We start from the raw sequence: 12,232 nt of genomic DNA, 5'->3' as shown, positions 1-12,232 counted from the left end.
TGGTCTACGGGTCTGCCCGGACAGGCAACAGGGCCTCAAGGAGCGCAATGTATTCCTTCGCGGTTTCCTTGATATAACCGTGTCTGAGGACTTCTGTCCTGTCGGGTGCAATGAGGATGAAGGTGGGGTAAGACTTGATATCCAAGTGAATTACAAGCGACTGAAGACGCGCTGTTTGCTTCTTTCCCAGTTTGGGCATGCTGCGCGCCAGGACCGGACAATAGACAAGATGACTTGCGGCGAATTGCTTGAATTCGGGCGTATCCAGCACGGCCTCCTGGAAGCGTTTGCTGCCCATCGACCAGCCATCACCGAGGAAGGCAATGAACAAGTATTTGCCGGATTCCTGTGCCTTTTCTGTCGCCACCGACCAATCCTCTTCGAGAAGATTGATCTCTGTTGCGGGTAAGCCTTGGCAGAAAATGGCGAGTAGGGCGAAGGCCGCGTGGAATCGCTTCACTTGGCTTCGGAATGGTCTTTCAAAGCGGCAAGAATATCTGCGCTTTGCGAGGCAGGTTTTGCTTTCAGGTCACGCCAGACAACCGTGCCATCAACGACCAGGAAGGACTGCCGGCGATAGGCCATCCCCATGAAGCCGCCAACTCCAAAACCTTTACCCAACTGCTTGTCTTCATCGGCGACGAGCAGGAAGGGGAGGTCATATTTCTCCTGGAATGCGCTCTGGTCCTCAACGCTGTCCATGCTTACACCAATCACTTCAATTCCCGCAGCTGTGAGCGAATCGAAGTTGTCCCTGATATTGCAGGCTTGCTTGGTACATCCAGGCGTATCGGCCCGCGGGTAGAAATAAACCAGTACAGGCCCTTTGGCATACAGTTCACCGAGGTTCAGTTCGGTTCCCTTGTGGGTGATGACTGTTATGGTCGGGGCTTCGGCGCCGACCTCGAGCGGGTTGCTTGCAAAAAGGGACATGGGTAGAATTGAAACAAGGATTATCAACAACAGGTTGGTTTTCATACCTGAATAGAATGACAGATTGCCAGTCGATGGCAACCCAGACCGGGATAATCGGGCTATTTGGTCGACCAGAGGGGATTTTCGCGGGCTGTATCAATCAGCTTCTGCGTTGTCCGGTCGAGGCGGCTGGCCAGTGTGCGGATCAGTTTAACCGCGATTTCCGGATTTGCGGTAACCAGCTCGTCCAGCGAATCAACTGGATAGTAGGCAATGCTAGCGCTGTTTTTGGCCTTAACGGTGCAGGTTCTGGGCCTGCCGAGAATATCTCCCATTTCGCCGAAGATCGTTCCCGGATACATGATGACCGCCAAGAGCACATCATCCTTGTAAACTTCAAGTGTTCCGGATTTCAGAACAAAAAATCCCGATCCTTCTTCCCCTTGCCGGAGGATTGTTTCTCCGGGCTTAACTTCTAATATTTTTTCCATGACAAACAGACAGACTGCGATTGATCTGCCAGATTGTGTAATCCCACCCTGTTTTGGCAAGCCTTGTATGCCTTGGGGCGGGATTCGTTCAAGGTGCTGCCGCTGCTTCCACAGCCTCAAGGACAATTCCCGGAGTGAGTAGCTCTGGAAGGATTTCAGGCGATTCGAGGTGCGGCCCGTAAACAAGATTGAATGGCACGGCTGACCTGCCGAACTTCGCCAGTGCCTGGCTGATTTCGGGATCCTGGTTGGTCCAATCCGCCTTCAGGGTGATGACCTCAAGATCGGCAAATCGCTGCAGAACCTTGCTTGAGCTGAATACGGCGGCCTTGTTTGTCTGGCAGGTGACACACCAACGAGCCGTAAAATCGACATAGACAATCTTCCCATCGCTGGCGAGCGACTCGGCCTTGCCGGGTTCCCACTTTTGCCAATCCAAGGCATTGCTTCCGCTTTCTGCAGCCTGCGTTCCAGAGATGCCGAGCGCGAGCGCCCCAATCAAGATAGCTGCTGAAATACCGGTGGCCATAAACCGGGTTTTCTTCTTCTGGTGGAAAGCCCCCCATCGCCCGAAAATCCACAGGGCAAAAGCGAGGACAACCAGACTGAGGAGAACCTTCAGAAGGCTGAAGACAGGGAACCCGGCCTCTTCGCTCAGTTGGCCTGCGAGCACCCAGATCAGAAACCCGACAGTGGCGTAGAGGAGGAAGCTCATGAACTGTTTGAAGGTCTCCATCCAGGCTCCCGGTCGGGGCAGGTAATTCAGCAATGCCGGAAAGACCGAGAGCAGCATGTACGGGGTGGAAAGGCCAAGGGCAATCAGGGTGAAGACGAGGAAGGAACTGGCAGCTGGCAGGGTGAGGGCTGCACCAAGTGCGGGAGCAAGAAAGGGAGCAGCGCAGGGAGTGGCAACAACAGTGGCAAGAACGCCACTGAAGAATGAACCCGTGAATCCGCTTTTTCCTGTCAGTTCAGATCCAACCCCGACGGCGGATTGCCCAAACTCAAACAAACCACTCATGTTGAGGGCAAATGCGAAGAGGAGAAGCGTCAGCGCGAGGACAAACCCCGGAGATTGTAATTGAAATCCCCATCCGAGCTGGCTCCCGCCTGAACGCAGGATGAGAAGAACCGCCGCAAGCGTCCAGAAAGACAGCAGGACTCCCGCAGTAAAGATAAGCCCGTGGGTGGCGATCTTGCCCTTTGAGGAGCCAGCCTGCCCGACAAATCCCATGATTTTTATTCCCAGCACGGGGAACACACAGGGCATGAGATTCAGGATCAGGCCCCCGGTAAAGGCCAGAAGAAGAATGCCGAGTGTGATTTCCGGCGAGCTCGTGGATGCCGCCGGAGCTTGCGCCGATATGGGCAGGTCGATGGCGATGGAGGGCCGGTCATCTGCCCCGGGCCAACCCGCTTTGGCTTTGAGTACACCGGTGAGCCGTGCCGGCATGTTGTTGGTCGCCTTGTCCAGGGTAAGGCGGACTTGCAAGGTGTCCGGACCGGTTTTGCTGAAGTTGGTCTCCAGGGAGGCCTCAAAGGCAGCCTGATCATCGAAGAAGTATACCGATTCAGGAAGCTCACCCTTTAATTCCAGAGTCACTTGCGCTCCGCTCGACCAGGCCTGAAGGGTGTAATTATCGGGTTTTGCGGGCAGATTTCGGGTGGTCTGCCCGAAAATCCCACTCCATTCAGAGGATGGCGCGGGTGGGCTGTCCTTGACCGGCAGGGTGAGGCTGGAGGAAATGCTGCCCGGAACACAGACGGCCTCGCACATCAACCATTCCGCCGTGAAGCCAATCTTCACTTCGCCGGGGGGGAAATCGGCCGGAGGCGTCAAGGTGACCATTAAAAGGACCTCTCCTTCGTACACAAATTCTGTCCAGCCTTGGAAATCGTAGACCTTCGGAGTTGGCCATGCAATATCGCTGACTGTGAATCCCTCCGGGAGATCCCAATCAATCGAGGTGGCATATCCAGTCGCCGTGGATTTCCAATAGGTGTGCCAACCCGGATCGTGATCCAGCAATAGTCCGACCCGGTAGGGTGTTCCCGGTTGAAGGTGCTCCATTTCGCCGATGAGGACACCTTCCACGAACTGGTCGCGGAGACGCTCGCTGTTTTGGGCGATGAGCGGGCTCAGGCCTAACAGGGAAATCCCCGCGATTAGGATTCTCGGAATCTTGGATGTGAACTGCATGTGTCTAAGATACGGGTAAGGCTTTAATATTCCTGTTTACCTCCCCGGGACAAGCCTGAGTCCACTTAATTCATTGCGCAAATCGGGGCTTTCTATCTGATTTGGGGCTTTCATGGACCCAATCATTTCCATTTCCCATGATCTTGTGCTGAAGGTCTTGCGCCCGTGCGAGGCCGGGGTGCTTTTTTCCCTTGTCCAAAAAAACCGTGCCCATCTCCGGGAGTGGCTTCCCTGGGTGGACTCAACCCGCAGCCCGGTTGATACGCGAAAATTTCTTGAGATGAGTTACGGCGGGTTTCTTCACGGCGCAGGCTTCAATTTTGGGATTCGCCACCACGGTGGTCTGGTCGGTCTGGTCGGGTTTCATGGATTTGATATGGCCAACCGCATTACCAGTTTGGGTTACTGGCTTTCCGAGGATGCCTGCGGGAAAGGGATTATGCGGGAAGCGGTCGCCGGCTGTGTCCAATATGCTTTCAGCGACAGGGGCATGAACCGGGTTTATGTACGCTGTGCCACCAACAATTTCCGCAGCAAACGAATCCCGGAATCACTAGGGTTCACACACGAGGGAACCCAGCGCGAGGCGGAGTGGCTCTACGACCACTTTGTTGACTTGGATGTCTACAGTGTCCTGGCGGCGGAGTGGGATGGCTCAATCGCCACTTGAATCCACATCCTTATGGCCGAGCTCTTTTCGCGCCCAGTCTGACAACAGCTCCAACTCATAGAAGAAGCTCATGTTTTTTCCCCGGACGCTTGCACTGATATTCATCTGGAATCCCAGGTCGCTTTCGATTGCCTCCCCTTCCTTCAGGATATTGCCGTCTGCATCGGCCAAGGAGTAACTGAATTGGAGCCGCGGAGGGTAGATGGCTTCAACATAACGAATGTCCGAGTTGGTCCGATTGCGCCATGGCTGAATGTCTCCAGCCATGTCGATATCCGTGAACACAAGGGTCAGTGTTTCACCCTCTGCGAGGTATTTGTCAGCGATACGTTCCAGTTCCTGCTCCAGTTCGCCTTCAAATATGTTCAGCGTCTTCTCTTCGGACATTCCGCTGACCGAGAAGTCCGTGAAGTCCTCGGGATTTGCAAAATCCGCTGTTGCGGTTCCACAAATACCGGCGAGAGGAGACAGGCCCAGAAGGGCGGAAAAGATTATGTTCATCGTCTTCATGTCTATATTAGACATTAAAATTGGGAAATGTTCTACAAATTCCTGAAAAATTCGGCTATAACAGCTTGTGACCCATCCTGTTTTCATTCCCTTTAACTAATTATGATACAAATGCTCGTCATTTATATGCTGCTTGGCGGCATAGGGCTCAGTTTATGGCACTCTTATCGGCTCATACGGATAAGCAAGCAGCCCGGAGCGACCGTAAATGCCATTTTGGATGGCCGGCGGGAAAAGGGCTTGTTGATTTTCGGGGGCGCCGTGGCGGGATTCTATGTCCTGACCATTCTTTTCCTGATGATTTTCTGGAAGGACCTGGCGACTTGGATTGTCCTGACCCCTTTCCTGTATCTTGTCGCTTGGAGCCTCCCGCGGCCTTTTCTGAAGCCGAATTGATCAGATGTAGCCAAGGAGCCGCATGGCACCGAGGACAAGGGGGAGAATCACCATGACCACGGTGATGACAATGATAGCGGTCTGGTAGTTGTTGCCGTTATCCGGCTCGGGCGGAGAGGAATTCTCGTCGGATGGCATGTTGTTACTCCGAAAAATCGACCACAAACCTGAATCCGACAAACCGGTTACGTTCAGTCCTCGAGCGGGATTCCTCGGGGATAGTTGCCAGCCGGGTTGAAGTGTCCCGGGCGGAACCGCCCACAGCGGTGGCGCGTCCCGTCAAATTGTTTTCTTCCCCGGAAAGCCATTCTGCGACATTTCCGGCAAGATCGTAGAAGCCGTTCTTGCCGGGCTTGGAAGTCCCAACAAGTTGAATCTCGCGGCTGGTATTCTCGCTAGACCAAGCGGTTGCACGGATTTCCTCCGGATTCATTGAACCAATGGCGGCCTTGAACTGTTCGAGAGTGGGAAGCGAGACGGGATGTGCTAAAATCCAGCTGAGTTTATTCAAAAAGTCTCCTGTTTCTTCCCAAGTGACTGAGTCCACTGGCAGGGCAGGGTCCTTTTTAACGGATGGATTTTGTTTGGTGACTTGAAAAAACAGGGACTGTGGGACTTCCGTCCGGTAGAGCAATTTGTCCTTGAACCCTTCCACCGGCAGTAGATTCCCATAAACAGTTTCCAGAATTCCCGGAATATCTTCACGATTCTCATGGAGGTACGCCACTTTCTCCATCTCCAGATTTCCGGCATACTCACTGTTTGGAAACTCCCTAATGAATGCCTGCGTGGCACGCGTCCATTCTGAAACCTTGTTTTTGAACGGCTCCATATTGCGGGTCCTGAGCATTTCCCGGACAGATTCCTGCAGGGCGTTGAGCTCCTTAAAAGCGGGGAGGCTCGCCGCCGTGTCCTTGAGCCGCGATATATCCATCAGGATTTCCGGGTTCGCCACCTCCAATTCCGGAAATCGATCCATGATTTTCCGCTGGATAATCTCTGCCTCCTCAGCGCGGGCAATTGATAAAGTGTATTGCTCGGAGGAAAGCGCGCTTCTTGCTTCCTGAGTCATTGTCTGAACCAAGCTGGCCTCTTCAGCCACCTGCACAAGCTTCCACGCATCTTCAAATTCCCGCATGCGGGCCATCGAGGCTGAGCGGGAACTCCGGAATGAGTCGTTTAATTCCTGCTGCTTCTCCAGGGCTTTCTGGATACTATCCCGGGCCTCGGCGAAGCGGCCAGATTCCACCAGCGAAAAGGCTTCCCTCTTCAATCTGTCTGCTTCGTCAGCCAAAGGCTTGGTCTGCCAGGATAGGATTTGATTGTTCAGTCGGTGCAGTCGCGAGGGATTGCGATCGGTTGAGCGTGGGTATTGCTGGTCAATTTCTTCCTGAAGATTGCGGGCTTTCTCGAGAGCCTGAATGGCCTCCTCGTACTCGCGATTCTCCATCTTTCCGTCGGCCTCCTTCTCCAGTCGCATAGACTGGGCCATAAGAAAGCGCCCCATATCCACATCATACATCGTGAGAAGTTCCTCCAGTTTGTCCAAATCCGCCTTTGGAGCGACTTCGCTGCCCCTCAGGCTGATTACTTCCCGCTGCAAGGAAATTGCCCTTTCAAGGGCCTGCATTTCCTCCATGCCGTTTGGCCCCCCGTCAATTTGGTTCAGGATGGCTTCCACATCCGCCCGCAGACGAATCAGTTTGGGGTTGTTAAAGGGATCCCCCACATTCAAAGCGCTTTCCGGGACCTGGTCCTCATCGATTCTCGGACGGAATTTGGAAATAATTATCATTCCCGCGAAAAAGAGCAGGACGGCGATAACCATCGAAATTCGCAGGTAAAGCTCCCGGCGAGCGCGCCGGATCTCATTTGTCCGGGTTCCGTATTTATGTAGGAATTTCATTCAAGATCAGGGTGGTCTTCAATTTTGGGAAATGGGAGAGCATCTCCTTTCGCCGAAAAAATGCAACCTCAAGAAATCCAGACAGACGGGTGGACGAATTGGCTGAACTTCCTGAAGAATTAGGTTTTCAGACAAGCATTGAGGATTCATACAAAAGGTCGTGTTTCAACAAATCACAATTATCGCGCCAGGATTACTGGGTGCTTCCCTTGGAATGGCTGCCCACGAGTACGGCTTGGCAAAGCGCATCCAGGTTTGGGCGCGTCGCGCGGAGAGCCGCCAGTCCTGCGAGGATTCAGCCTGGTGTGACCAGGCCTTCAGTGATCTGGCCGAAGCGGTCCAGGGCAGTGAACTTATCGTCATCTGTACGCCCGTTGATCGGATCACTGAAATTGTCCGGGATATTGCCGGAGCGCTTTCGGAGGGTGCCTTGGTCACCGATGTGGGGAGTACAAAAAGCCGGATTTGCCGGCTGGCGGCCCATCTCGTGCCGGATCATGCCAATTTTATCGGGTCTCATCCAATGGCCGGATCGGAGAAAAGCGGCATGCAGTACGCCGAATCGACCCTTTTCAAGAACCGCGCCTGTCTAGTGACTCCAATTGAGGAGTCCCCATCCGGGGAAGTCGACCGGATCGTCCGGTTCTGGCGGGCCATCGGCATGGAGGTGACCTCCGTCAGCCCTGAAAAACATGATGAGATAGTGGCCCATATCAGTCATTTCCCTCATTTGTTGGCCTCTGTTCTGTGTTTGCAGCTCAGCCGCTGCCCCGAAGCATGGAAGGCTTTTTCAGGAAATGGATTGCGTGATACGACCCGGATCGCAGCTGGCAGTCCCGAGATTTGGAGATCTATATTTGAGGAGAACAAAGAGGAGTTGCTTCGAGCGCTGGACGGCTTCGAGAACGAGCTGGCTTCCATACGTTCACTGATTCACAACGATGAGTGGGCCAGTTTAAGGCACCGGCTCTCCCTCGGACAATCTTACCGGGAGGAGCTCGATTAATGCTCCCGGATCCGTACCCGGTTAAACCTTGGCGTGCTCCCTGTCGTGGTTCGGTCAGCCTGCCAGGTTCCAAGAGCCTGACCAACCGTGCCCTCATACTCAGCGCCCTGACCAAGGGAACGGTTCAGCTCGAAGGTGCCCTTGTGAGTCGCGATTCCCGGTTGCTTGTACAGAATCTTCAAGCACTGGGCTTTGAGGTTTCCATGGATGAAGCAAAGCGCTCCATGGTAATCAGGGGAGAAGGGGGCTCTATTCCGGAAAGCGTTGCTGACTTGTTTGTCGGTAATGCCGGAACGGCGGCGCGGTTCCTGACGGCCTTCGTCTGCCTGCATCCTGATGGCCGCTATCGTTTTGATGGTGACGAGGAGATGCGAAAGCGCCCCATGGAGGGGCTTCTGGATTGTCTCACGAGGCTGGGGGCCCGTGTTGCATTCGAGGGTGAACGGAATTGCTTCCCGTTCGAAATCCAGACCACTGGATTGCCTGGGGGAAATTGGTCGGTTGATGCCGGCGCTAGCAGCCAGATGCTTTCCGCCCTTATGATGGTGGCTCCGTTCGCCAGCGAAAATGTCTTTCTTTCCGCTCCGGGGGTTCGTCCCGCTTTTGTGCAGATGACCGCTGATTTGATGCACCAGTATGGGGTCAACCTTTCTGGAACCCCCTCCGATGGTTATTCAATCCCCGCCGGACAATCGTATTCGCCAGGGAAAAGCCGCTTCCCGATAGAACCGGATGCCACAGCTGCCAGCTACTTCATGACCCTGCCCCTTGTTGTCGGTGGGTCCGTTCTCGTGAGAGGCATGCATTCCGGGCTTCTTCAGGGCGATACCGCATATGCCGGCGTATTGCGGGATTTAGGAATGGGAATCACTGAAAAGGAGGATGGTTTGCTCGTCGAAGCCCCTGAAGTGTATACTGCAGAGGCACGGGCCTTCTCCTTTCGTACTTTCTCAGACACTTTTCTTACGCTTGCCGCAGTCGCCCCTTTACTGCCCGCGCCAGTCACCATTTCGGGAATCAACCACACGCGGTATCAGGAAACTGACCGAATCCATGCCATGGCCGAGGGTCTTGGCAGGGCAGGGGCTCAAGTCAGCACGGACGAAGGAAGCATTACAGTTGGCCCGGGAGGAATTTCCGGTAGTCCGAAGCCGGTTTTTATTGACTCCTACAAGGATCATCGGGTGGCAATGTCATTTGGTATCCTCGGTTGCCGTGATGTCCTCGGGACAGGCGAGCCTTGGCTTTATGTCAGGGATCCTGCCTGCTGCGCGAAGACTTTTCCCGCTTTCTTCGAGGAACTTGAGTTGTTGTATCGAAATTCTCATGACAAATAATTTATCAAGCAAAAAGGCCTTCAAGGTGATCGCTATTGATGGGGGCGCCGCTTCCGGAAAGTCCTCCACCTCCAAGCGCCTTGCCGAGGAACTGAACTTGCTCCATGTGGATACCGGTGCGCATTATCGTGCCGTCGCCTATGCCTGCCAACAGGCCGGCATCGCCCCCACGGACGCCATTTCCCTGAAACACTTTCTTTCACAACTGGTCCTTCGGTCCCATGTCGTGGGCCGCGAAAGTTATATTTCCTTCAACGACCAGCCTCCTCCGGGTCCCGAGCTTCTCCGGTCCGAGAATATCAACCGTTGTGTCTCGCCATACGCCGCCTTGCCCGTTGTCAGGGAAACAGTGAAAGCCTACCAGCGGGGGCAAGTCGATATTGCGAAAAGGAGCGGCTTCGACGGCATTGTTATGGATGGACGGGATATCGGGACAGTCATCCTTCCCGAAGCCGAGGTTAAGGTCTTTCTCGTTGCGGATACCTCAACCCGCGAGAAACGACGGGTCCATGAGGGTGGAGTGGATGCCATCGCCGACCGTGACAAGACCGACTCTTCCCGTTCCGTTGCCCCATTGCGGCCCGCGGAAGACGCAGTTGTGATCGATAATTCCGACCTCTCACTCGAGGAGGTTGTTGATAAAATCCTCCAGATCATCCGCGCATGAGTCAGGTTTCGGCAGGCTTTTCGCCACAGCCCGGGGGTGCGTACCAGCAGGATATCGTTATCCGCCATCCCAGGGAAAGAAAGTCCAAATGCAGCCTGCAACCTCTTGTCGGTCGGCCCGATCTCCGTTTCGAGACGGCCCGCCCGGGATTCCTCTTTGATGCTACTGGTTATGTTCAGCTCCACCTTGATGCGCCTGTTCTTTCCTCAGCAGACGCTGGGTTGCCCCTTCTTCTTCTCGACAGCACATGGCGACTCCTCCCCCGGCTTGAAGCCTGTGTCACCGGCTCACCCGTCCTCCGCTCGCTTCCGGATTCCCTGGTGACCGCCTATCCGAGGGTCAGCAAAACCAGCGATGATCCTGCCCGCGGGCTCGCTTCCGTCGAGGCCCTCTATGTCGCCCGCCGCCTGCAGGGGAGGACCACTTCCGGCCTGCTGGACCAGTATTACTGGAAGGACGATTTTCTCGCACAATTTGACTAGGAAAGCTTTTTAAAAATAAAGGCTTGCCAGATCCTTCCAGCCTGCTTGCTTGGCGCACTTCCTGTTTATTGAAAGTCGATCATTTGCTATCTCTGCTCGAGGCCCAACCGCTCCGGCAGGCGCTTCCGGAAAAGTTCAGTTTTTTCTCATATTTGTGTTGACCGGACTTCTCCAGAACTTGCATGATGGTCCTCTTTCCCTAATTGGGAAAAACGTTCTTTTTCAGCCCTTCAGAAGTTTTTCAAAAAAAGTTTCGCAAAAGGCTTGACGGTCTTCGGATCCGTCACCTTTTTGGAGGGCTTTCCCAAATTGGGAAACGCTGTTCTTTGAAATTTACTAAGTGTGATTGGATGGTTACATACCAACCGATCAATTCTTTGTTTATGTGTCCTAATTTATACCTAGGACGTCACTGTCAGCTTGCTGGCAGTTCAGACGTTATAGGGTCCGAAATTTTTGATGGATCCTAACGATCTGAAAGTTTTTTCTTTCGGAGAGTTTGATCCTGGCTCAGAGTGAACGCTGGCGGCGTGGTTCAGACATGCAAGTCGAGCGGGATTCACAACATCGATCCTTCGGGTGATTTGTTGTGATGAGAGCGGCGAACGGGTGAGTAACACGTGAGCAATCTACCCTTAAGTTCGGGATAGCCCGCCGAAAGGCGGATTAATACCGAATGTGGTCTTCTGTCGCATGGCAGAAGTACTAAAGCTTGTAATGGCGCTTATGGAGGAGCTCGCGGTCTATCAGCTTGTTGGTGAGGTAACGGCTCACCAAGGCTAAGACGGATAGCTGTTCTGAGAGGATGATCAGCCACACTGGAACTGAGACACGGTCCAGACACCTACGGGTGGCAGCAGTTTCGAATCATTCACAATGAGGGAAACCTTGATGGTGCAACGCCGCGTGGGGGATGAAGGCCTTCGGGTCGTAAACCCCTGTCACCAGGGACTAACCGTACGGTTCATAGCCGTACCTGAATTAACCTGGAGAGGAAGCAGTGGCTAACTCCGTGCCAGCAGCCGCGGTAATACGGAGACTGCGAGCGTTACTCGGATTTACTGGGCGTAAAGGGTCCGTAGGCGGCCATGTGTGTCGGGTGTGAAATCCTACAGCTTAACTGTAGAACTGCGCTCGAAACTACATGGCTAGAGTATTGGAGAGGTGAGTGGAATTCCAGGTGTAGCGGTGAAATGCGTAGATATCTGGAGGAACACCAACGGCGAAGGCAGCTCACTGGACAATTACTGACGCTGATGGACGAAAGCATGGGGAGCGAAAGGGATTAGATACCCCTGTAGTCCATGCCGTAAACGTTGTACACTCGCTATTGGCGGTTTCGACCCCGTCAGTGGCTAAGCTAACGCGATAAGTGTACCGCCTGAGGACTACGGCCGCAAGGCTAAAACTCAAAGGAATTGACGGGTCCCCGCACAAGCGGTGGAGCATGTGGCTTAATTCGATGCAACGCGAAGAACCTTACCAGGCCTTGACATGTAGTGGACCGGTGCAGAGATGCACCTTCTCTTCGGAGCCGCTTCACAGGTGCTGCATGGCTGTCGTCAGCTCGTGTCGTGAGATGTTCGGTTAAGTCCGTCAACGAGCGCAACCCCTGTCCTTAGTTGCCAGCATTCAGTTGGGGACTCTAAGGA

13 protein-coding genes and 1 rRNA gene (1 of these 14 running past the window's edge) are annotated in these 12,232 nt (G+C 54.0%); 7 read left to right on the top strand and 7 right to left on the bottom strand.

Annotated features, from left to right (window positions below; all coding sequences use genetic code 11):
* Positions 1-4 precede the first annotated feature (4 nt).
* The 4 genes from G0Q06_RS06225 to G0Q06_RS06210 form a co-directional block, all read right to left on the bottom strand.
* Positions 5-460, bottom strand: a complete 456-nt coding sequence (locus G0Q06_RS06225) for a thioredoxin family protein (RefSeq protein ID WP_163963579.1) — start codon at positions 458-460, stop codon at positions 5-7.
* Entirely contained in the window at positions 457-933 is a 477-nt protein-coding gene (locus tag G0Q06_RS06220; RefSeq protein WP_163963577.1) for a peroxiredoxin, read from the bottom strand. The genes G0Q06_RS06225 and G0Q06_RS06220 overlap by 4 nt, the downstream gene beginning before the upstream one ends.
* A 101-nt stretch (positions 934-1,034) precedes the next feature.
* On the bottom strand, positions 1,035-1,406 hold the full coding sequence (locus tag G0Q06_RS06215; protein ID WP_163963574.1) for a Crp/Fnr family transcriptional regulator: 372 nt from the start codon (positions 1,404-1,406) through the stop codon (positions 1,035-1,037).
* An 88-nt stretch (positions 1,407-1,494) separates the two neighbouring features.
* The gene (locus tag G0Q06_RS06210) at positions 1,495-3,606 is read right to left on the bottom strand and encodes a protein-disulfide reductase DsbD family protein (RefSeq protein WP_163963573.1); all 2,112 of its coding nucleotides are present in this window, start codon (positions 3,604-3,606) and stop codon (positions 1,495-1,497) included.
* Positions 3,607-3,718: 112 nt separating this feature from the next.
* Here G0Q06_RS06210 and G0Q06_RS06205 point away from each other — a divergent pair, with 112 nt between their 5' ends.
* Positions 3,719-4,276: a GNAT family N-acetyltransferase gene (locus tag G0Q06_RS06205; RefSeq protein ID WP_163963571.1), complete on the top strand. Its 558-nt coding sequence runs from the start codon at positions 3,719-3,721 to the stop codon at positions 4,274-4,276.
* On the opposite strand, the gene G0Q06_RS06200 is transcribed toward G0Q06_RS06205, so the two are convergent.
* Positions 4,262-4,801 carry a DUF3016 domain-containing protein gene (locus G0Q06_RS06200; RefSeq protein WP_163963569.1) on the bottom strand — a complete coding sequence of 180 codons (540 nt, stop codon included), beginning with the start codon at positions 4,799-4,801 and terminating at the stop codon, positions 4,262-4,264. The genes G0Q06_RS06205 and G0Q06_RS06200 overlap by 15 nt on opposite strands.
* 87 nt (positions 4,802-4,888) lie before the next feature.
* On the opposite strand from G0Q06_RS06200, the gene G0Q06_RS06195 reads away from it, so the two are divergent.
* On the top strand, positions 4,889-5,182 hold the full coding sequence (locus G0Q06_RS06195) for a hypothetical protein (RefSeq protein WP_163963567.1): 294 nt from the start codon (positions 4,889-4,891) through the stop codon (positions 5,180-5,182).
* Here G0Q06_RS06195 and G0Q06_RS06190 read toward each other — a convergent pair whose 3' ends face one another.
* Both G0Q06_RS06190 and G0Q06_RS06185 read right to left on the bottom strand, forming a co-directional pair.
* Positions 5,183-5,320, bottom strand: a complete 138-nt coding sequence (locus G0Q06_RS06190) for a hypothetical protein (protein WP_163963565.1) — start codon at positions 5,318-5,320, stop codon at positions 5,183-5,185.
* A gap of 4 nt (positions 5,321-5,324) precedes the next feature.
* On the bottom strand, positions 5,325-7,088 hold the full coding sequence (locus tag G0Q06_RS06185; RefSeq protein ID WP_163963563.1) for an SUMF1/EgtB/PvdO family nonheme iron enzyme: 1,764 nt from the start codon (positions 7,086-7,088) through the stop codon (positions 5,325-5,327).
* A gap of 160 nt (positions 7,089-7,248) precedes the next feature.
* On the opposite strand from G0Q06_RS06185, the gene G0Q06_RS06180 reads away from it, so the two are divergent.
* The 5 genes from G0Q06_RS06180 to G0Q06_RS06160 all read left to right on the top strand — a co-directional run.
* Positions 7,249-8,094: a prephenate dehydrogenase/arogenate dehydrogenase family protein gene (locus G0Q06_RS06180; RefSeq protein ID WP_163963556.1), complete on the top strand. Its 846-nt coding sequence runs from the start codon at positions 7,249-7,251 to the stop codon at positions 8,092-8,094.
* The gene (gene aroA / locus G0Q06_RS06175; protein ID WP_163963555.1) at positions 8,094-9,431 is read left to right on the top strand and encodes a 3-phosphoshikimate 1-carboxyvinyltransferase; all 1,338 of its coding nucleotides are present in this window, start codon (positions 8,094-8,096) and stop codon (positions 9,429-9,431) included. The genes G0Q06_RS06180 and aroA overlap by 1 nt, the downstream gene beginning before the upstream one ends.
* Positions 9,421-10,098: a (d)CMP kinase gene (cmk, locus tag G0Q06_RS06170; RefSeq protein ID WP_163963553.1), complete on the top strand. Its 678-nt coding sequence runs from the start codon at positions 9,421-9,423 to the stop codon at positions 10,096-10,098. Before aroA ends, cmk begins: the two co-directional genes overlap by 11 nt.
* Positions 10,095-10,580 (top strand): hypothetical protein, encoded by a 486-nt coding sequence (locus G0Q06_RS06165; protein ID WP_163963551.1) that lies wholly within the window; start codon positions 10,095-10,097, stop codon positions 10,578-10,580. Before cmk ends, G0Q06_RS06165 begins: the two co-directional genes overlap by 4 nt.
* A 487-nt stretch (positions 10,581-11,067) precedes the next feature.
* Positions 11,068-12,232: ribosomal RNA gene (locus G0Q06_RS06160) — 16S ribosomal RNA — on the top strand (it continues 388 nt past the right edge of the window).

This window comes from Oceanipulchritudo coccoides (assembly GCF_010500615.1).
In the GTDB taxonomy this organism is placed as follows: Bacteria; Verrucomicrobiota; Verrucomicrobiia; order Opitutales; family Oceanipulchritudinaceae; genus Oceanipulchritudo; species Oceanipulchritudo coccoides.
The sequence above is the reverse complement of the archived record's forward strand: the minus strand, read 5'-3'. Positions and strand labels throughout refer to the sequence as shown.

Bases quoted from the DNA above. Each gene is read 5' to 3' on its own strand.
- G0Q06_RS06220 (WP_163963577.1), bottom strand. From the start codon at position 933: ATGTCCCTTTTTGCAAGCAACCCGCTCGAGGTCGGCGCCGAAGCCCCG.
- G0Q06_RS06215 (WP_163963574.1), bottom strand. From the start codon at position 1,406: ATGGAAAAAATATTAGAAGTTAAGCCCGGAGAAACAATCCTCCGGCAA.
- G0Q06_RS06210 (WP_163963573.1), bottom strand. From the start codon at position 3,606: ATGCAGTTCACATCCAAGATTCCGAGAATCCTAATCGCGGGGATTTCC.
- G0Q06_RS06205 (WP_163963571.1), top strand. From the start codon at position 3,719: ATGGACCCAATCATTTCCATTTCCCATGATCTTGTGCTGAAGGTCTTG.
- G0Q06_RS06200 (WP_163963569.1), bottom strand. From the start codon at position 4,801: ATGTCTAATATAGACATGAAGACGATGAACATAATCTTTTCCGCCCTT.
- G0Q06_RS06195 (WP_163963567.1), top strand. From the start codon at position 4,889: ATGATACAAATGCTCGTCATTTATATGCTGCTTGGCGGCATAGGGCTC.
- G0Q06_RS06190 (WP_163963565.1), bottom strand. From the start codon at position 5,320: ATGCCATCCGACGAGAATTCCTCTCCGCCCGAGCCGGATAACGGCAAC.
- G0Q06_RS06185 (WP_163963563.1), bottom strand. From the start codon at position 7,088: ATGAAATTCCTACATAAATACGGAACCCGGACAAATGAGATCCGGCGC.
- aroA (WP_163963555.1), top strand. From the start codon at position 8,094: ATGCTCCCGGATCCGTACCCGGTTAAACCTTGGCGTGCTCCCTGTCGT.
- cmk (WP_163963553.1), top strand. From the start codon at position 9,421: ATGACAAATAATTTATCAAGCAAAAAGGCCTTCAAGGTGATCGCTATT.
- G0Q06_RS06165 (WP_163963551.1), top strand. From the start codon at position 10,095: ATGAGTCAGGTTTCGGCAGGCTTTTCGCCACAGCCCGGGGGTGCGTAC.